The 20,225-nt window shown below is 62.1% G+C and carries 16 protein-coding genes; 9 read left to right on the forward strand and 7 right to left on the reverse strand.

The annotated features are described in order from the left end of the window. Positions 1-69 precede the first annotated feature (69 nt). Positions 70-369 (reverse strand): hypothetical protein, encoded by a 300-nt coding sequence (locus tag THITHI_RS0111790; RefSeq protein WP_018233302.1) that lies wholly within the window; start codon positions 367-369, stop codon positions 70-72. 33 nt (positions 370-402) lie between these two features. Then, entirely contained in the window at positions 403-1,623 is a 1,221-nt protein-coding gene (locus tag THITHI_RS0111795; protein ID WP_018233303.1) for an alkaline phosphatase family protein, read from the reverse strand. 372 nt (positions 1,624-1,995) lie between these two features. On the opposite strand from THITHI_RS0111795, the gene cspE reads away from it, so the two are divergent. The 5 genes from cspE (at position 1,996) to THITHI_RS20260 (ending at position 6,431) form a co-directional block, all read left to right on the forward strand. Then, complete coding sequence (gene cspE, locus THITHI_RS0111800; protein WP_018233304.1) at positions 1,996-2,199, forward strand: transcription antiterminator/RNA stability regulator CspE; 204 nt, start codon at positions 1,996-1,998, stop codon at positions 2,197-2,199. A gap of 619 nt (positions 2,200-2,818) precedes the next feature. After that, positions 2,819-4,018 (forward strand): group II intron reverse transcriptase/maturase, encoded by a 1,200-nt coding sequence (ltrA, locus tag THITHI_RS0111805; RefSeq protein WP_018231193.1) that lies wholly within the window; start codon positions 2,819-2,821, stop codon positions 4,016-4,018. Between the two features lie 156 nt (positions 4,019-4,174). Continuing rightward, positions 4,175-5,113, forward strand: coding sequence for an IS1595 family transposase (locus tag THITHI_RS0111810; RefSeq protein ID WP_026186294.1), 939 nt, complete (start codon positions 4,175-4,177; stop codon positions 5,111-5,113). Next, positions 5,110-5,919: a hypothetical protein gene (locus tag THITHI_RS20600; protein WP_156820533.1), complete on the forward strand. Its 810-nt coding sequence runs from the start codon at positions 5,110-5,112 to the stop codon at positions 5,917-5,919. Before THITHI_RS0111810 ends, THITHI_RS20600 begins: the two co-directional genes overlap by 4 nt. Beyond that, positions 5,907-6,431, forward strand: a complete 525-nt coding sequence (locus THITHI_RS20260; RefSeq protein WP_083908719.1) for a PIN domain-containing protein — start codon at positions 5,907-5,909, stop codon at positions 6,429-6,431. The genes THITHI_RS20600 and THITHI_RS20260 overlap by 13 nt, the downstream gene beginning before the upstream one ends. 643 nt (positions 6,432-7,074) lie before the next feature. Here the strand turns inward: THITHI_RS20260 and THITHI_RS0111820 are convergent. Beyond that, positions 7,075-8,142, reverse strand: coding sequence for an IS481 family transposase (locus THITHI_RS0111820; protein WP_018233308.1), 1,068 nt, complete (start codon positions 8,140-8,142; stop codon positions 7,075-7,077). A gap of 273 nt (positions 8,143-8,415) precedes the next feature. On the opposite strand from THITHI_RS0111820, the gene THITHI_RS0111825 reads away from it, so the two are divergent. After that, a complete protein-coding gene (locus THITHI_RS0111825) occupies positions 8,416-9,348 on the forward strand; it encodes a carbohydrate kinase family protein (protein WP_018233309.1) in 933 nt (310 codons plus the stop codon). 202 nt (positions 9,349-9,550) lie between these two features. Here THITHI_RS0111825 and THITHI_RS0111830 read toward each other — a convergent pair whose 3' ends face one another. From THITHI_RS0111830 to THITHI_RS0111845, 4 genes are all read right to left on the reverse strand, one after another. After that, a complete protein-coding gene (locus THITHI_RS0111830) occupies positions 9,551-11,107 on the reverse strand; it encodes a SpoVR family protein (protein WP_018233310.1) in 1,557 nt (518 codons plus the stop codon). Between the two features lies 1 nt (position 11,108). Then, positions 11,109-12,392 carry a YeaH/YhbH family protein gene (locus tag THITHI_RS0111835; RefSeq protein WP_018233311.1) on the reverse strand — a complete coding sequence of 428 codons (1,284 nt, stop codon included), beginning with the start codon at positions 12,390-12,392 and terminating at the stop codon, positions 11,109-11,111. Positions 12,393-12,416: 24 nt separating this feature from the next. Next, entirely contained in the window at positions 12,417-14,363 is a 1,947-nt protein-coding gene (locus THITHI_RS0111840) for a PrkA family serine protein kinase (protein WP_018233312.1), read from the reverse strand. Between the two features lie 643 nt (positions 14,364-15,006). Beyond that, entirely contained in the window at positions 15,007-17,385 is a 2,379-nt protein-coding gene (locus THITHI_RS0111845) for a sucrose synthase (RefSeq protein ID WP_018233313.1), read from the reverse strand. Between the two features lie 115 nt (positions 17,386-17,500). On the opposite strand from THITHI_RS0111845, the gene THITHI_RS0111850 reads away from it, so the two are divergent. From THITHI_RS0111850 to THITHI_RS0111860, 3 genes are all read left to right on the forward strand, one after another. After that, positions 17,501-18,025 carry a MarR family winged helix-turn-helix transcriptional regulator gene (locus THITHI_RS0111850; RefSeq protein ID WP_018233314.1) on the forward strand — a complete coding sequence of 175 codons (525 nt, stop codon included), beginning with the start codon at positions 17,501-17,503 and terminating at the stop codon, positions 18,023-18,025. Positions 18,026-18,113: 88 nt separating this feature from the next. Continuing rightward, positions 18,114-19,400 (forward strand): Zn-dependent hydrolase, encoded by a 1,287-nt coding sequence (locus tag THITHI_RS0111855; RefSeq protein WP_018233315.1) that lies wholly within the window; start codon positions 18,114-18,116, stop codon positions 19,398-19,400. Beyond that, the gene (locus THITHI_RS0111860; protein WP_018233316.1) at positions 19,397-20,143 is read left to right on the forward strand and encodes a cysteine hydrolase family protein; all 747 of its coding nucleotides are present in this window, start codon (positions 19,397-19,399) and stop codon (positions 20,141-20,143) included. Before THITHI_RS0111855 ends, THITHI_RS0111860 begins: the two co-directional genes overlap by 4 nt. The last annotated feature ends 82 nt before the right edge of the window (positions 20,144-20,225 follow it).

The raw sequence follows: 20,225 nt of genomic DNA on the forward strand, positions 1-20,225 counted from the left end.
AAGGCGCAGAGGCAAGATACAAGAAACGGCGCACTGGAATTCACTTGTATCTTGCGTCTGCAGGGCCCTTCAGGCCCTGCCCACATTCACATCCGTTGGCGCGTGATAGTAGTCGCTGTCCTGGGCCATCTGTTCCACCACGCGCTTGAGTTCGGCCACCCGCTGTTCGGCGGTGGCGACGGGCGCGCAATCCTCGCACATGGGGTCGCCACAGGGCTGACGGCTGTAGAGCCAGTAGTGCACGGCGCCGGCAAGCAGGCCGTCGGCGACGTCCCAGGGATGGTTGTCGGGGGCGTCGGCCGCGAGCCGGTTGGCCAGCTCCACGGTTTCCGTGGCGGCGGTTTCGTAGATGTCGGGGATGTCATTCATCAGGGAGAACCTCGGGCAAGAGCGTCCATTCTATCAGACACGCACCGCCACCAGCGGTACCAGCCGTTCCGTGGCGCTCAGCCCGCCGTGCACCGCCACCATGCGGCGCGGGCCTTCCTCCGGAACCCGGTCGAACACCATCCAGCCGTCGTGCATGAGCAGCGCGTAGTCCCCCACGCGTCCCGACAGCGCGGGGTGCGCCGGGCCGGGCCCGAACCATCCGGCATTCAGGAGTTCACGGCTGTCCGCCAGGGTCAGGCAGTAACCGAAGCGGGCATTGACCAGTTCGCGGAAACGTTCATGAAGCCCGGGGCGCACGTATGCGAAGGCCACCCGGGGTTCACCGCACAGGGGATGGCGAAGGCAGGCGGTGATGTCTGGATGTGCGTCCAGATCCAGGCGCAGCGGCGCGTCGATCATGCCGTGATCGGCGGTGAGCAGCACCAGGGTGTCACTGCCGGACAACCGCTCCAGGAGCTGCGCAAAGCCCGCGTCCAGCGCGCCAAGGTGCGCGCGCAGCTCCGCGCTGTCGGCGCCATGCAGGTGGCCCAGGCGATCCAGGTCCGGCCAGTACGCGTAGGTGAATCCGGGCGACCCCAGCACCGCGCGCCGTGTCCCCTGAAAGAAACCCTCCAGGTCCTCGTAGACGTGGGACCGGGCCGCGCGGGTCATGCTGCGATTGAACGGGGAGTCGGCGATGGCGGCCGGACTGACGCAGTTGACCGGCACCGCGAGGTGCTCGAACAGGGGATCAAGGCCCAGCAGTTCCCGGGGTGTGATGTCCAGGTCCGTATACGCCGGCCCGTCGCCCCGCGGATGACCGGGCAGCACCGCCATGACGGTATCCAGCGATTCAAGATACATATGCCAGCCGGTCAGACCGTGCCGCGCGGGCGGCTGACCCGTGAGGAAGCAGGTGATCCCCGCCGCGGTGGTGCTGGGGAACACCGACGACAGGCTGAGCGCGCGGCATCCGCGAAGCGTCGGACACGGCGCCCGGCCGTTGAGCATGGCGTCACCCAGGCCGTCAATGACCATCAGCAGCACGTGTCGATGCCCGCGCACGGCCTCGGGCGGCAGGTGGTCGAGGTGGGGGCAGTCCGGGGATGCGGGCCGCCTGTCGTCGGACAGGCCCAGTGCAAGACTCATCATGAGATTGGCGACATTGTCACCCGAGTAATCCGGGACCCTCCAGCCGGGTTGCAGCGTGACGCCCGATGGCGTGTGCGTGGACAGGATCTGGGTGCCGGACATGGATTTGAGCGTAGCGCGGGACGGACCGGTTGGCCAGACACGCGTGCGCGCCGGACACGGGGTGTCGGGTGATCCGTGTGCGACACCTCTGCGGGTGATTGCATCGCGCATGCGGTGGGACACGGTGGATTGCCACCTCGACGGCGCATTGTGCACCTGCGTAAACGGCCCTCCGGGGGCCGCCGGCGTTCCTCCGGACCCGCGAAAAAAAAGTAGCGCAGAGGCGAAAAGTTGCGTAGGTTGTACCGGTGGCGGATCGTTTGTACGGTATCTCGTGCGCTGGCAGTCCGGTGGCTGTCGTCACGAAAGGGCCCGCAAAGACCTGCGCATCAACGGTAAGTGTTCAATATTTTTGTTTTGAGGTAGGAGTCCATGGCAACTGGTACTGTGAAGTGGTTCAACGAATCCAAGGGGTTCGGTTTCATAACTCCCGATGACGGCGGCAAGGACGTGTTCGTCCACTTCAGCGCCATCAGCGGTTCCGGATTCAAGACTCTGGCTGAAAACCAGAAGGTCAGTTTCGATGTGCAGGATGGCCCAAAGGGCCCTCAGGCAGCAAACGTCGTAGCAGAGTAAGACCGGAAATCGTATCCGGGAGGGCCGTCACGGCCTCCCGTATGAGCCCCGCCCGAGGCGGGGCTTTTTTTGTGCGCCCGGCACGGGCGCACTCCTGGGGGTGCAAGTCCCCCCGTAAGCTGGCCACAGCGAACGAAGCGAAGCGCAACTGCGGAAGGGTGACCGACCGTGGGGAGGAAGCGTGGAGCGTAACCCGGGAGCCGATGGACAAGAACCGGATACAAGGCGCTGCCGAGCAGGGCGAGCGGGCAAGAAGCCGCGAAGCTCTCGTGGCCAAGGCGAAGCGGCGTAAATGCGGCGGTTGTGCGGTGAAGGGGTGCGTTCTTACCCGGGGAGATCTCGCCTTGTGCCTGAAAGGGCGACGGTGTAGAGCCGGAGCGAGAAGTCAGCAGAGGCCGTAGTAGCTGCCAACAAGGGGCGAAGGGCCGAACGAGAAGGAGCGTCAAACGCCTTGTCGATGAGAACGGTAGAGCATCAGATGCCCGCATCAGCGGGGCGGGTTGTGAACGGCCAGGGTGAAGCCCTGCCCCGAAGGACCAGCGATGAAACCGGCCTCCCGCGACGAGGATCGGAGGACGCAGGGCGGGACCTGTTGGCGCAGGCGCTCGCGAGGGAGAACATGCAACGCGCCTGGAAGCGCGTGAAGGCAAACAAGGGAGCTGCGGGTGTTGACGGTCTGGACATAGCCCGGACGGGAGAACACCTCAAACACGCATGGCCGAGCATCCGGCAGCAGTTGCTGGACGGCACGTACAGGCCGCAGCCTGTGCGGCGCGTGGGCATCCCGAAGCCGGACGGGAGCGAACGGGAGTTGGGGATACCCACCGTCACCGACCGTCTGATTCAGCAGGCACTGCTGCAAGTGCTGCAACCGCAGATTGATCCGACCTTCAGCGAGCACAGCCACGGGTTCCGTCCCGGTCGCCGGGCGCGGGACGCGGTGCTGGCCGCGCAGCGCTACGTGAGCCAAGGTTGCCACATCGTGGTGGACATCGACCTGTCGAAGTTCTTCGACCGGGTCAACCACGACATCCTGATNGAGCGCCTGAGCAGGCGCGTGAACGATGCCGGGGTCATCCGGCTGGTGCGTGCCTACCTGAGCGCGGGCATCCTGGATGGCGGTGTGGTGATCGAGCGCGTGGGGGGGACGCCGCAGGGCGGCCCGCTCTCGCCGCTGTTGGCCAACGTGTTGCTGGACGAAGTGGATCGAGCGCTTGAACGCAGAGGCCATCGCTTCGCCCGCTACGCCGACGACTGCAACGTGTACGTGCGCAGTCAGAAGGCGGGCGAGCGGGTGATGCGTCTGCTGCGGCGCTGTTACGACAAACTGCGCTTGCGGATCAATGAATCCAAGAGTGCGGTGGCCCGCGTATTCGGCCGCAAATTCCTTGGTTACGCCCTGTGGCGGTCCGGGGATGGCGAGGTGCGACGCGGGGTGTCGGAAAAGGCGCTGGAGGCGTTCAGGCAGAGGGTCAGGCAACTGACCCGGCGCAACAGCGGGTGCAGCATGGCAGAGGTGATCGGCAGGTTGCGCAGTTATCTGCTGGGCTGGAAAGGGTACTTTGGGTTGGCGCAAACCCCCAGTGTCTGGCGCAGGCTGGACGAGTGGATACGCCGCCGCCTACGGTCCTTGCAGCTCAAACAGTGGCGACGCGGCAAGACGATCTACCGGGAACTGATCCGGCTGGGAGCCAGTGCCCGGGTGGCGCAATCGGTGGCGGCGCTGAGCCGCCGCTGGTGGCATAACAGCCTCTCTGCCGTGCACCACGTGCTGACGATTGCCTATTTTGAGCGGCTGGGAGTGCCGCGTCTCTCATGACCTCAACTTCTCGAACCGCCCGGTGCGGACCCGCATGCCGGGTGGTGTGGCAGGGGAACGGTCAGCTATGCTGACCGCCCCTATGCCGATTCGGACTTATATACTTGACAAACCTACTGGATGGATGTACAGTCAGCCTATATTGAGGGGAACGCTATGTGTGATCTGACTGCTCCTGAATTCCAGAACGAGGATATCGCCCGGGAACATATCGAGGCGAGCCGTTGGCCAAACGGCCCTGTGTGCCCGCATTGTGGTGGGACAGAGCGTATTTATCCGATAAAACCGAATGAAAAGAAGAAGATACGAAAGGGCCTGTATAAGTGTAATGATTGTGAGAAGCAATTCACGGTAACGATCGGGACAGTATTCGAGGGTAGCCGAGTGCCCTTGAACAAGTGGCTGATGGCGATTCACCTGATGTGCGCGAGCAAAAAAGGGATTAGTTCCAATCAGTTGCATCGCATGCTCGGTGTCACCTATAAGACAGCGTGGTTTATGACCCACAGGATTAGGGAGGCGATGCGTGAAGACGCCCCTTCCCCGATGGGTGGTGCTGGCGGTACGGTTGAGGTGGACGAAACTTTTTGGGGCAATACAAAGCCGAAAGGCGATAAGAAGGGCCGTGGTTACCACCACAAGGAGAAGGTACTTACTCTGGTTGAGAGGGGTGGGCGTGCGCGGTCTTTCCATGTGCCGTCTGTTAATGCCAAGACGCTTCGACCGATACTGAGGGCGCAGATATTGGCAGACACTCACGTCATGACTGACGAGGCGGGCCAATACTGCCATACTCGGGAACCAATGACGGCTGACTTTGCCCAGCATAGCTACGTCAAGCACGGCCTGGGTGAATATGTTCGTGGGGACGTACACACGAATACGATTGAGAGTTACTTTGCGATCCTGAAGAGGGGGCTGAATGGGACTTTCCACCATGTCGGCGCCCATCATCTATGTCGCTATATCGGAGAATTCGACTTTCGGTATAACTATCGAGCTAACCTTGGATATAGCGATAAGGATCGCGCAGCGGCTGCTCTCAAAGGCATAGAGGGCAAACGTTTGATGTACCGGGACTCACTACCAAGATGATTGATCTTACTTTTCATGTAGAAGGCATTGATGAGGACGACGGAGACGTCAGACTCAAGGCTTTCATTGATCAGTTATCTGCTCTCCGCAAAGCATTAAATGCAGCGGACGAGATAGTTACACATTCCGAAAAACCGACAGCGATTTACCGTGTTTCTGGGTTGAGTCATGAAAGTCCTGCGGCTGTAACACTAACGGCTACCCCAACTGATTCTAAACACGATTACACCGGGAGTGTGGTTGATTACTTCGTTAATGGTATTAATACCATACGAAATAGCGAAGACCTCCCGGAAGACGCCACAGAATCTTTTCTTGATAGTGTAACTAGCTTGGTTAATGGGTTAGATAAAAAATTCAAAAGGATGTGGATTGATGTTAATGGAAAGAAAAGGGTTTCTATAGACGGGAGTCTCGCGTCTGCCCTTAATAAGGTACTTAGCCGTACCATGGTGACCTACGGCACGGTTAACGGCATTGTTGAAAGGTTTAATAGTCACAGTGAACCTCATTATTTCTATCTCTATTATCCTTATACAGGGCATGCCGTTAAATGCATTTTTCCTAAAAGCATGTTGATGCTTGCTGCCCAAGCGGTAGAGAAGAATGTCACAGTAACCGGCGAATTAAAAATTCGAGACAAGAAGTTTCATCCGTCCGAGTGCGTGGTCAAAGATATAGAAATACACCCAAGCGATTCTGAATTGCCTTTAATGAATGATCTTATTGGTGTAGCCCCAGACGCTACTGGGGCAGAAAGTACATTTGAATTTATACAAAAAATAAGAGATGAATGGTGGCATTAGGAGACGGCATATACTGGGATTCCTGTATTTTCTATGCGCTATTGAAGGGTGAAAAGCATAGGGATGGTGAATTAGAGGCTATAAAGCGGCAGGCGAAAGCGTTTGATGAAGGTAATCTGTATATAATTACCTCTTCAATAACATTGACGGAGGTAATGCCAGCTAAGTTGGAGCAGGCACACCAAGAACTTTTTGCTGGGATGCACAAACGGTCTACGTTTGTCTGGGTAGACGCAAACCCTAAGGTGACCGGATTAGCGGTGGAGTTGCGTACAAAGTTCGTAAAAACTCAACCAATTACAGGAAATAATCTCTGGTTAAGTACGCCTGATGCGATTCATATAGCTTCTGCAATATCGGTTGGAGTGCCTGAATTGATTACCCTTGACGGGAATGATAAGCCCAAACTCAAAGAGACATCTATGCTGGAGTTTAGCAATGAAATTGAGGCTCAATATGGGCTGAAAATTATGCGGCCGGACACTACTGGGCAAATCGACTTGTATGAATAAGAAGCGAAAAAAATCAGATCAGGAGAAAGAACGGCATGACCCAGAAGAAGTGCTCAAACGAATGCTAAGAACACCCCCGCCCAAGAAGGAAAAGGGTGACAGAAAGAAGGAGGAGCCGGCTGCTTAGCCGGCTTTTTTATGGTGCACTGGTCAGATTGCGGGATTTACAGCGGTAGTGGAGAGTGCGATTGTGGTGCTGCTAGAGCTGGCAATAAATTCTATTCATCGCTTTGTCATCACGCTTGTATCCTGGTCTCGCACTGGAAAATCGCTGTCCAGATAGCGATACGCCGAGCATTTCGTCGGTGTGGAATATCTTCCAGCCTTGAGCATCCCCAGACGAGCTTGATCCGCCGGCTTGGTAAGCGCGTAGCGCGTCATGCCCCTGGGCATCTTCTCCGTGGGCGTGGGGCTCAACAACGCGGCGATAACCGTGATAAGTGAATTCAAGCAACCGCATTTCTCGGATTGCTTGGCAAATTGTTTGATTCACCATCCGAACATTCCTGCCCTAACTCACTGTTCATGCTATAGGGCGTGAGAAGGTTTGTAAAATATATAGGTCCGTTTTTTTTACCCCGATTCAAGGTTCAAGATGTACAAGTTTGGTAATTACCCGACACACGGGGCCTCCGGCAGTTGATCATGCCGCCTTTTTTTCCACGTTGGCGTCGTCCTTGGGGACGATGGGTGGAAGCTTCTTTGTGCCGAGCGCTTCGCGCAGCGCCTGAGCAGGGGTTCGGCCCTTCAGGCGATAGCCCTGATGGCTGCGCCTGAGGTTGTAGAACTCGAGGAACCTGTCCAGATCGCGCTGGATCTCCTCGGGCGAGAGATACCAGGTCTGGCGCCCGGCGACGCGGAAGCATTCATCGAGCAGCGTGCGGTTCATGCGCTCGACAAAACCGTTGGTGCGTGGGCTGCGGATCCTGGTGGTGCGATGTTCGATGTCATGGAGCGCCAGCAGCAGCTCGTAGGGGTGCTGCTCGGGACGCCCGCAGAACTCGCGCCCGTTGTCGGTGAGGATCGCTTTTACTGCCACGCCCAAGGTCTCATAGAAGGGCAGCACCCGGTCATAGAGCAGATCAGCCGAGGTGATGGGCATCTTCGAGGTGTAGACCTTGGCGAAGGCGAGTGAACAGAAGGCATCGACCACGACCTGGACGTAGACCTTGCCGACGCCCTTGAGGGTGCCCCAGTAGTAGGTGTCCTGGTTGAGCAGTTCTCCGGGGCCATTGGTCTCGACATGACGCATACGGAACTCGCAGGAATGGCGCTCAAGCAGGCGGACCTGGGCATCGGAGAGCACGAAGGTGTCCTCTTGGGCCCGGGCCTCGAGGCGCAACAGGCGCTTGTGGCGGGTCTCGAGATCGTGGCGAAGCCACACCCCGCGCACACCGGAGGGGCTGACGTTGACATCCCGGAGGCGCAGCTCATTGGCGATGCGCTGGGCGCCGTAAGTGGGGAACTCAAGGCAGAGCGCGAGGATCGCCTCCTCGACCTCGGGGGCGACCCGGTTGGGGTGGGGGTTTCTGGGCCCCCGGCGTTGCTCGATGAGGGCGCCCACACCGCCCACCTGGAAGGCCCGGCGCACCTCGTAGAAGGTGTCTCGGTGATAGCCCATGATCTTGCACGCCTTGGACACATTGCCCAGTTCCTCGGCCAGTTGCAGCAAAGACAGCTTGCGCTTGGTACTCTCTGTGACTGCGGTCATCGGGAGTTCTCCTTGGTAGATGGATTGTCTGGCGACTACCAATCTACCGGAGACCCCGGTGCCCGCCCTAATCAGGGCGGACTGTCGGAAAATTACTCAACTAGCTCATCAAGATTCAAGATTCAAAGGCGGCACTGAGGTTCATGCCGGGCGCCCGCCCCTTTGAATCTTGAATCTTGAACCTTGAATCGCCTCTCCCCCCTCCCTTGCAGGCTACGAGTGCCTTCGGTAAGGTCGGTGGGTTTCAGCAAGTCGCCCCTCCAAGGAGTATCCATGTCTGCACTGATCTGCGGTTCCATCGCCTACGACACCATCATGGTCTTTCCCGACCGGTTCAAGAACCACATCCTGCCGGACAAGGTGCATATCCTGAATGTGTCGTTCATGGTGCCGCAGATGCGCCGGGAGTTCGGCGGCTGCGCGGGCAACATCGCCTTCAACCTCAAGCTTCTCGGTGGTGACCCCGTGCTCATGGCCACCGTGGGCGGGGATTTCGCCCCGTACGCCAACTGGCTGGACGAGAACGGCATCAGCCGCAAGCACGTGAAGGTGCTGAACGACATCTACACCGGGCAGGCGTTCATCACCACGGACCAGGACGACAACCAGATCACGGCCTTCCATCCGGGCGCCATGAGCGAGTCCCATCAGAACAAGGTGAGCGATGCCGACGGCATCACCCTTGGCATCGTCTCGCCGGATGGCCGCGACGGCATGATCCAGCACGCGGAACAGTTCGCGGAAAGCGGCATACCCTTCATCTTCGACCCGGGCCAGGGCATGCCCATGTTCGGCAGAGAGGATCTGGTGCGCTTCGTCGAGCAGGCCACCTGGGTGACGCTCAACGACTACGAGGCCCAGCTCATGTGCGAGCGCACGGCACTGAGCATCGACGAGCTGGCCACCCGCGTGGAGGCCCTGGTCGTGACCCGGGGCGGCGAGGGATCTCTCGTCTACACCGGGGGTAAGTGTCTGGAGATTCCGTCCGCGAAGGCGCGCGAGATCCAGGATCCCACCGGTTGCGGCGACGCCTACCGCGCCGGCCTGCTGCACGGCCTGCTGCACGGCATGGACTGGGAGACCACCGGACGGATCGCCGCACTCATGGGCGCCGTCAAGATCGAACACCACGGCACGCAGAACCACCGTTTCGACCGCGACGGCTTCGCGGAGCGCTTCCAGCGCGAGTTTGGCTATCGGTTTTGAGATCTGAAACGAGCTGCGACGGAAAGGCGAACCGCGACGCAAAGACGCGAAGGCGCAAAGGTTCGCAAAGATTTGTCGGATTTAGGGAAGGCCGGCTAACGCCGGCCTTCCCCGCGGGCATTACTGTCTTTTAAATGCTCAAGAGACTTTGCGTTCCTTTGCGCCTTCGCGCCTTTGCGTCAAGGCTTTTAACCCGCCCAAATCAGGCCAGGCGCAGATCCGGCTCCACGTCCTCGTAGGCGTTGAGCACGTCCTCGCTGCCGGGGTCCACTTCCACCAGGCTGACCGGGTAGCCCCAGAGGTTGGCCAGGTGGCGCAGTACCATCAGGGTGCTGCGCTCCTCCAGCAGGCGGCCGTCCAGGATGCGATGCTCCAGGATCAGGCGGCGGTCGCCGGTCAGGTCCACGTCCACCACCTGGATGTCGGCTTCATGGCGGGCCAGGTCATACTGCGCGGCCAGCGCGCGGCGCACGTCGCGGAAACCGGCCTCGTCGTGGATGGCCTCCACTTCCATTTCATCGTCATCGGCATCATCCAGCACGGAGAACAGGCGCCACTCGCGCATCATGCGCGGACTCAGGAACTGCAGGATGAAGCTCTCGTCCCGGTACTCCGCCCAGGCGGTCTTCCACGTGCCCAGGGGGTCCTGGCAACCGGCGATGTCCGGGAACCAGCGGCGGTCCTCGTCCGTGGGGTGCTCGCAGATGCGCTTCAGGTCCTGAAGAATGCCGAAGCCCAGCGCGTAGGGGTTGATGCCCGAGAAACGCCGATCATCGAACTCCGGCTGGAATACCACGTTGGTGTGGGCGTGCAGGAACTCCATGAACGCGCCGTCGGTGATCTGCCCTGTCTCGTGCAGGCGGTTCATGATGGCGTAGTGGACCGTGGTGGCGCAGCCCTCGTTCATCACCTTCGTCTGCTTCTGGGGATAGAAGTACTGGGACACGACCCGCACGATGCGCAGGATCTCGCGCTGCCAGTGGGCCAGCCGGGGCGCGCGTTTTTCCAGGAAATACAGCAGGTTTTCTTCCGGCAGGCCGAGCTTCCTGCGCCGGGCATCCATGTCCGGATCCTCGTCCCCGTCTTCGGGCGCGCGCTTCGGCAGCGTGCGCCACAGATCATTGAAGGTCTGTTCCTCGAAACGGCGCCGTTCCCGCTCACGTTCCATCTCCCGCCTGAGGTTGAGAGGCTGGCGCCGGGGATAGCGGTGCACGCCGTGGCTCATGAGCGCGTGGGCGGCGTCGAGCACCTGCTCCACAGCGCGGGCGCCGTAGCGTTCCTCGCACTCGCTGACATAACGCTTGGCGAAGTCCAGATAGTCCAGGATCGAGTCGGCGTCGGTCCATGCCTTGAAGAGCTGGTTGTTCTTGAAGAAATGACTGTGGCCGAAGGCGGCGTGGGCCATGACCAGGGTCTGCATGGTCATGGTGTTCTCTTCCATGATGTAGCACAGGCATGGGTTGGAGTTGATGACGATCTCGTAGGCCAGCCCGGTCATACCCTTGCGGTACATCATCTCGTCCCGGGCGAAGTGCTTGCCGAAGGACCAGTGCCGGTAGAACAGCGGCATGCCCATGGAGGAATAGGCATCGAGCATCTGCTCCGAACTGATCACCTCCACCTGGCTGGGGTAGGGGTCCAGACCCATCTCGTCCACCGCGATACGCTCGATGGCGTCGAAGGCCTTGCGCACCAGGCGGTAGTCCCAGTCGGGGCCGGTGTAGATGAGCCGGGCGTCTTTCTCGAACTGGCTGATCATGTCAGGCCCTCAACTCCGCGGGCGTGAACAGGTCCTGGAACACCGGGAAGATGTCTGCGCGCTTCTTGACCCGGCGCATGGCCATGGGATGACCCGCCGCCACCAGCCGCTCGTAGACCTCCCACAGGTCGGAGGCCGCCTCCCAGCCCCGCTCCTCGGCCACCTCGATGTAGGCGAAGTAGCGGCATACGGGGAGGATCACGTCCTCCAGCATCTGTACCACCGTGGGGTTGTCGGCAGGCGTGTTGTCGCCGTCGGAGGCCTGGGCGGCGTAGATGTTCCATTCCGCCGGCGAGTAGCGTTCACGGACCACGCGCTCCATTTCCCGCAATGCCGGAGACACCAGGGTGCCGCCGGTTTCCCGGGAGTAGAAGAAGGTCTCCTCGTCCACCTCCTGTGCGATATGGGTATGGCGGATAAAGACAATGTCCACATGCCGGTAACGCCGCTCCAGGAACAGGTACAGCAGCATGAAGAAGCGCTTGGCCAGATCCTTCATGTCCTCGGTCATGGAGCCGGAGACGTCCATCAGGCAGAACATCACCGCGCGGGAGATGGGCCGCGGGGTGGGGACGAAGCGGTTGTAGCGCAGGTCGATGGGGTCGATGTACGGGATCAGGCGCGAGCGCCGGGTGAGCGCCTCGCGCTGGCGGATAAGTTCGCGCAGCTGCTCCATGTCCTTGCCGGAGCGCTCCAGTCGGTCGATCTCACGGTCAAGGGCCAGGATCTCGTCGCGTTTGGGCCGGCGCAGCGCCAGTCGCCGGGACAGCGAGTTGCGCATGGTACGGGTGAGGTTGAGGCTCGACGGCGAACCGGACACCGAAAAACCCGCCCGCTGGATGCCCTGCTGCTCCACCTTGGAGAGTTGGGTGCGGGCAAGCTCCGGCAGTTCCAGGTTCTCGAAGAACAGGTCCAGGAATTCGTCCCGGCTCACGGTGAACTGGAACTCGTCTTCCCCTTCACCGTCCGGGCTCCCCTCCGGGCCGGGCCCGCCGCCACCGCCGTCGGGGCGCGGAATGCGGTCGCCGGCATGATACTCCTTGTTGCCGGGCACCACGTGCCGGCGCGTGCCGGTGCTCCGGTCCTTGCGAAACGAGGGTTCCTGCAGTCCGTCCGAGGGGATGCGGATCTCCTCCTCGCCCTGGCCCACCTCGGTGACCTTGCGCCGCGCGGATACGTCGCGCACCGCATCCAGGATCTGCCGCTTGGCCCTTCGGATGAAGCGCTGGCGATTGGCCAGGCTCTTGTCCTTGGGGTTGAGACGCCGATCAACGATGTTCACCACAGGTGTGACCCCTCCGGCGGGTGTTCAGCCCGCCTGCTTGACGCGCATGTACCATTCCACCAGGCGGCGCACCTGACGCTCGGTGTAGCCCCGTTCCACCATGCGCTGAACGAAGTCGCTGTGCTTGCGCTCCAGGTCGGAATCCGCCTTGGTGCCGAAGCTGATCACCGGGAGCAGGTCCTCCACCTGGCTGAACATGCGTTTCTCGATCACCTCGCGGATCTTCTCGTAGGAGGTCCAGGAGGGCATCTTGCCGCCCTGGGCCGCCTGGGAGCGCAATGCGAACTTCACCACCTCGTTGCGGAAGTCCTTGGGGTTGGCGATGCCGGCGGCCTTCTCGATCTTGGACAGCTCCTGATTGAGGCCGGGGCGGTCGAGCATCTGTCCGGTATCCGGGTCCTTGAAGTCGTGGTCCTCGATCCACGCGTCGGCGTACGCCACGTAGCGTTCGAACAGGTTCTGGCCGAAGTCGTGGTAGGACTCCAGGTACGCCTTCTGGATCTCGTTGCCGATGAAGTCCGCGTAGCGCGGTGCCAGCTCCGACTTGATGAACTCCAGGTAGCGCCGCTCCGTCTCCTCCGGGAACTGTTCCCGGCGAATGGACTGCTCCAGCATGTAGAGCAGATGCACCGGGTCGGCGGCCACCTCGCGGTTGTCGTAGTTGAAGGTCTCGGAGAGGACCTTGAAGGCGAAACGGGTGGAGACGCCGGTCATGCCCTCGTCCACGCCCGCCACGTCCCGGTATTCCTGCATGGACTTGGCCTTGGGGTCGGTGTCCTTGAGGCTTTCGCCGTCGTAGGTGCGCATCTTGGAGTACAGGCTGGAGTTCTCGTGCTCCTTCAGACGCGTGAGCACGGAGAACCGCGCCAGCAGGTCCAGGGTGGCCGGGGCGCAGGGCGCCTCGCTCAGCTCACTCGTGCGGATCAGCTTGTCGTAGATGAGCCTTTCTTCCGTGGCTCGCAGGCAATAGGGCACCTTGATCACGGAGATGCGGTCCAGGAAGGCCTCGTTGTTCTTGTTGTTGCGGAACGCCTGCCACTCGGCCTCGTTGGAATGGGCCATGATCACGCCCTGGAAGGGGATGGCGCCGATGTTCTCGGTGCCCACGTAGTTGGCCTCCTGGGTGGCGGTCAGCAGGGGGTGCAGCATCTTGATGGGCGCCTTGAACATCTCCACGAACTCCAGCAGCCCCTGGTTTGCGCGGTTGAGCCCGCCCGAGTAGCTGTAGGCGTCCGTGTCGTTCTGGCTGTAGAGCTCCAGCTTGCGGATGTCCACCTTGCCCACCAGCGACGAGATGTCCTGATTGTTCTCGTCGCCCGGTTCCGTCTTGGCGATGGCGATCTGGCGCAGTTTGGACGGATAGATGCGCACCACGGAGAAGCGCGCGATGTCGCCGCCGAACTCGTCCAGCCGCTTGACCGCCCAGGGCGATATGAGACCGGTGAGGCGGCGTTTCGGGATGCCGAACCGGGCTTCCAGGTCGGCGCCGTGGGTCTCCGGGTCGAACAGACCCAAGGGGCTCTCGAACACCGGAGAGATCTCGTCGCCGGCCTTGAGCACGTAGATGGGATGTTTCTCCATGAGGCTCTTGAGCCGTTCCGCCAGGGAGGACTTGCCGCCGCCCACGGGGCCCAGCAGGTAGAGGATCTGCTTGCACTCCTCCAGGCCCTGTGCGGCATAGCGGAAGAAGCCGACGATACGCTCGACGGTCTCCTCCATGCCGTAGAAGTCCTCAAAGGCCGGATAGACCTTGATGGTCCGGTTGAGAAAGATGCGTCCCAGGCGCTCGTCCTTGGCGGTATCGAGGACATTGGGTTCGCCGATGGCGGCAACCAGCCGTTCCCCGGCGGTCGCGTACATCAGGGGGTCGTCGCTGCAGGCCTCCAGATAGGCGGCCAGCGGCATCTCCGATTCCTGGCGCTTCTGATACTCCCGAGCATACTGGGCAATCAGGGTTTCTGCGGAATCCATAACGTCTTTACCTCCTCGTCAGGACGCAGTGTGTGGCCAATTCGGCCATGCAATATGAGGGCCATGGCAGAGAACGAACCGCGCGTTCGACCCTCGGACGCCGCCTGGGGCGTGTACCCGATGTGTTCCGGTCAGCGGTATGGCTTTGGCACGCCGGACGCGCGCCCGTTTCCCGGCACTTCACCTGCTCTATTGGACGCCCCGGAGCCGATGCAGTTCCGATGCCCATTCCGGGGCGGGGCGGCGCCGTGCACCGTGACGGTACGCCTGCGCCCCCGGGTTGTGCGGAGGAAGTCAATTCGGAAAACCGGCGGCGGGGCGTCGGGTTATGCAGCACAAAACCTGACTGAAAACGATGGATCACGTCATCAACCGGCCGGCACCCGTGTCACGGTACATGGACTGGCAGTTCCTCCCGCGACCGGCGAAGGCGCTGCCTGCTCCCCTAAAGCTTAGTACAGGTGAAGGGGCAGTGAGAAAGACAATTTACTCATCCGACGAACGCGCCGTTTTGTCAAGTGAGGTGTGACAGGGGAATGTGAGAAGGGTGAATTGAGAAGTGGGAATAAAAATCGATATCGACCACCTGCGTCACCCGTCCGGGGTGAATCCTCCTTTTTTCGCACTTCCCAATTCACCCTTCTCACTTCAAAAGCGCCATCGGCCTGAACTGCAGCGTGTGGAACATCTCCAGGTAACGCTGGGTTTCCGCACGCTCCAGATTGGTCACATACTTCCAGAAGCCGTAGATGCGCGACAGGGTCATCATGCGCTGTGCATACAGGCGCCAGGTATAGCGTTCCTCCACCCGGCTGATGGCGGCCCGGGAGACGGCATCCCAGTGCGCCGGGTCCGCGGCGCAGCGCTCCAGGAACTCCGCGAGCTGTATCGCCGCGTCCTCGCCGTGATTCGGGTCGATATGAAAGCCGCTCTCCCCGTGTTCGATGATCTCCAGCGGGCCGCCGTAGCGGGTGGCGAAGGTGGGCAGGCCCGAGGCCATGGCCTCGATCACCGTCAGGCCGAAGGCCTCGAACAGGGCCGGCTGCACGAAGACCCCCCGGTGATCGGCGATGCAGCGGTAGATCTCGCCGGATACCGTCTTGTCCAGGCGAACTCCCAGCCAGCGTACGCATCCGTCCAGGCCATGCTCGTCGAACAGCGCGTGCATGCATTCGATCTGGGTCTGCTCCTCCCGGTCGTCGGAATGATGCGGGTCCACGGCACCCGCCACCACCACCAGGTTGGCCTGATTGCGCAGCTCCGGGTGTTCGGCATACCAGGACACCAGGCCCGTGATGTTCTTGATCCGGTCCAGGCGCGCCATGGTGAAGATCACGGGGCGGCCGGGATCCGACAGCACTCCCCGGGCATCGTCCCGGGGCCCGCCGAAGATCATGTCCTCGATCTCGCCGTGCAGTCCGCTGATGCGGTGTTCCGTGTCCGTATACGGAAAGTACACGCGCTCGTCGGCGCCCGGCGAGACGATGTTGAACTTGGGGTCGAATACGTTGATGCCGTGCACCACCCGATACAGATCCGGCATGGCAAAGTGCATGTAGCTCTCGTACTGGCCGATCTCGTCGTTGGTGCCGGCGATCTCCTGGTAGGTGCTGGTGATGATGAAGTCCGCCGAGTTCATGGCGATCAGGTCGGCGGTGAACTGCGTGGCGAAGTGGTACTGGGCGTCGTTGTCCTTCCAGTAGAGATCCGAATAGAGGTACTTGGTCTTCTCCAGGGCATGGGCGATGTTGCATTGGGTGACGTGCATGCGCGCCGAGAGCAGAGAGGCCACCAGGTTGCCGTCGGAGTAGTTGCCGATAATCAGGTCGGGCCGCCCGCCCAGGTCCGCCAGAATGGTGCGTTCCACCTCGTCGGCGAAGCGCTCCAGGTAGGGCCAGATCTCGAAGCGGGAGATCCACTGGGGGATGATCTCCCCGTCGTCACTTCGGAACGGCACCCGCAGAATGCGCGCGCCCTCGGTGCCGGAGATGGCCTCCTCGGGCTCATCGCAGGTGGTGCCCCGGGCCTCCGGGATGAGGCGGGTCACCACGCGGATGCGGGGCTCGATCTCCAGGCCCTGCTCCGAGAGCCGGTCGCGCATCTCGCGCTCCAGCGCCCTGACCTGGTCCAGGATGTAGACCACCTGTCCGCCCGTGTCCGGCAGGCCGAGCACGCCGGCCTGGCCGAAGAAGCCATGGGGGGAGAGAATCAGGAGGCTGAAGATCATGGGGATGCGCGCCAGGAAGCGCTCCAGGCTCTCCGGAGACGGGGCCTCGAGCAGCTCCGAAAGCAGGCGCAGCGTGTCCAGGACCCTGCCCGCGTCCCGTCCCCAGCCGGGTTCGAAGCCCAGATGCTGCAGTTCGTGGGCGATCTCGGGCCAGGCGGTCTCACGGCGCTGCCGGGACAGGTATTTCTCCGCATCGCGGATGGCGGTGCGCAGGGCGTCCACGTTGCCGATGTGGTCGTTGATCATCAGCAGCCGGCCGTCGCAGCGGTGCTCGCGCAGGAACAGGAACAGCTTGTCGAGCCCGCCGTTGGCCCGATCGAACAACTGGCTGGAGAGCTTGCGGTTGAGAAACTCCATGCCGCGTCCGATGGACCGGGTCTCGCGCATCTGCGGGAACTCCCGGTTGAAGGGTTCGATGTCGAACTCCAGCGGCCGCGTGTGACGCGGCGCGGGGCAGACCAGGTGCTCCTTGATCTCCAGGAACCGGCTCACGGTGAGTTCCTCCACCCCCAGATCATCCGCGTGAATGCGCACGAACGACCAGCGTCCGATGCGCGGGCGCAGGGCGAGACACACCCAGGGGGCAGCCAGGACCGCCTCCTGGCAGTCATCCACGATGCGCGCCAGCGGGCTGTCTGCGAGTCCGGCGTCGTCCTGCTCCAGGCAGAGGGCGTCGAACACGTCGCGTAGCTCCGAGCGCAGCAGGAAGGGGCGGCCCAGGGAAAGGTAACGCCGCAGCAAGAGGTAGGCGGCCTCGCGTTGTGCCTGCAGGCGGTCCTGAAGCTGCTGGGTCATGGGGGTCTCCGAAGGCGGGCGGGAGGCACATCCGACACCGGCGCCCGCGTTGAGTTTGTGGCGTGCCAGATGTTATTGTACAAAAATAGTTTGTTGCAAACAGATACTGTAAGCCATGTCCATGACGCATTCCTCCGTGGCCGGATCGCCGGGTCCCGACGATGCCCGCACCCCGCCCGCCGGCGTGCAGTCGGTGATCCGCCAGTTGCGCGTGGTCTACCGTGCCCTGCAGACCCATTCCCGCAGCATCGAGAAGGCCTGCGGGGTCAGCGCCGCGCAACTGTGGGCGCTCTGGGAACTGCGCCGCGCGCCGGGCCTGAGGGTGGGGGACCTGTCGCAACGCCTGTTGATCCATCCCTCCACGGCTTCCAACATGCTCGATAAGCTGGAGGACAAGCGGCTGGTGGAGCGCCGCAGGACGGGCATGGACCAGAGGGTCGTAAGCCTGTTTCTCACCGACCGGGGTGAAACCCTGCTCCGGGCGGCGCCCGCGCCGGCGCAGGGGGATCTCAATCGTGCGCTTCAGGCGCTGCCGGAACAGCAGCTGGCCGCCCTGGAGTCCGGCCTGGCAGCGCTGCTGGAGCGCATGGAGGCGCGTGATGAGCGCGCGGCCCTTCGCCCCATCGCGGGGGATGAGTAACCAGTCACGTACGCCGCAGCGGTCTGCGTTGAGTATGGGGACCTGTGCGCGGTTCCATCCGGCATGTCCGGGAGGAGCACAACGATACATGAATGAAATCAGAGTCAACTTCGAACGCCTGCGCGAGGATGTGCAGAGTCTCTCACGCATCGGCCAGAAGGAGGATCAGGGGATCCACCGCATGGCCTTCAGTGACGGCGACCTGGAGGGCAGGCGCTGGTTCCGCTCGCGCATCGAGGACGCGGGTCTCGATGTCTTCGAGGACGGCGCCGCCAATCTGCACGCGCGCCTGGACTGGGACGGCAAGCGCGCCAGCGTGATGATGGGTTCGCACCTGGACACCGTGCCGGGCGGGGGTCCGCTGGACGGCGCGCTCGGCGTGCTGGTGGGCCTGGAGGTGATGCGCACCATCCAGGAGGCGGGTGTCCCGCTCAGGCATCCCCTGGAAGTGGTGGACTTCACCGACGAGGAGGGCCGTTTCGGCGGCCTGTTCGGTTCGCAGGCGATTGCCGGGCAGCTCACGCCGGCGACCATCCACAATGCCCGGGATCTGGATGGTGTGGCCCTCACCGAGGCCATGGCCGCCTGGGGTCTGGATGCCAACGCGGCATTGTTCGCGCGCCGCGCACCGGAATCCATCCATGCCTATCTGGAGCTGCATATCGAACAGGGCCCCGTCCTGGACCGCAACCATGTGCCGATCGGCATCGTGGATGCCATCACCGGGCTCTTCAAGTGGGATGCGCACTTCAGGGGCCAGACCAACCATGCGGGCACGACCCCCATGGACATGCGTGCCGACAGCTTCCAGGGCCTGGCGGAGTTTGCCGGCGAGATCAATCGCATCCTGGAGGAACACGGCAGCCCCCACAGCCGCGCCACCATCGGCCGCGTGGAACTCAAGCCCGGGGCCGCCAATACGGTGCCCGGCGAGACCGGCTTCTCCCTGGATGTGCGCGACACCGACGGGGAGACCCTGAGGAACCTGGCGGACGCGTTTCGCCGTACGCTCTCCGCCCTGGCGCGCCGGCGTGACCTGATGTTCGAGTTCGAGGTGCTCTCCGAGATCCCGCCCACGCGCTGCGATCCCGGTCTGGTGCAGCTGCTGACCGAGACCGCCGATCGGCTGGGCCTAGAACACCTGCGCATGCCGAGCGGCGCCGCGCATGATGCCCAGATCATGGGCTCGGCGACGCGCACCGGCATGATCTTCGTGCCCAGTATCGAGGGCAAGAGTCATTCGGCCTCCGAGTGGACACCGTGGGAAGACATCGAGAAAGGCGCCAACCTGGCGCTTCACGCCATCCTTCAACTGGCCGCTGCGGATGCGGGCACGACCACCGGGGAGCAGCAAGCGAAGAGGAAGAAGGCATGAACGACAAGCCGGACAACGTGACCGACCTGTCCAGGTTCGACAACGTCGACCCGCTGCGTGATCAGTATCGCGATACGCTGATCACCAACCGGGAACTCAAGCGTGAGCTGGGGGCGCACCATGCGGCCCTGCTGTGCATCGATCTCCAGTATCTGGATGCGGCGCGTGGCCACGGGGTGTTCGCGTACGCGGAGCGCCCGGGTGTGCCCAGGGAGGCCGACGAGTATTACTTCCATCGCCTGGAGACCCTGGTGCTGCCCAACGTGCGGCGCCTGCAGGATGCCTTCCGGGCCGTGGGCCTGGAGGTCATCCACACCCGCATCCAGTCGCTCACCGCCGACGGGCGCGACCGGGGCCCGGGCCACAAGCGGCTCGACCTGCACGCCGCGCCGGGATCCAGGGAGGCGGATTTCCTGGAGATCGTGGCGCCGCAGGGCGACGAGATCGTTATCAACAAGACCGCCAGCGGCGTGTTCACCTCCACCAATCTGGAATACGTGCTGCGCAACCTGGAGATCACGTCCCTGTTCGTGGCGGGCGTGTACAGCAACGAGTGCGTATCCACGGCCATCCGCGACGCCTGCGACCTCGGGTTCTACGTCACCCTCATCGAGGACGGCTGCGCCACGGTGACCCCGGAGATGCAGAAGGCGACGCTGACCACCATCAAGGACCGCTATGCCCGTGTCATGACTACGGACGAGGCGCTGGCCGAGATCGCCAAGGTGGAAGAGGCCTCCTGAGCCGGGAAAGAGCCGCGCCAAAGACTATAAACAGGGAATCACCCCGTAATCCGTCGCGTTGACCATTGTTCATCCGTGACCC

This window comes from Thioalkalivibrio thiocyanodenitrificans ARhD 1 (genome assembly GCF_000378965.1).
Classification (GTDB): Bacteria; Pseudomonadota; Gammaproteobacteria; order Ectothiorhodospirales; family Ectothiorhodospiraceae; genus Thioalkalivibrio_A; species Thioalkalivibrio_A thiocyanodenitrificans.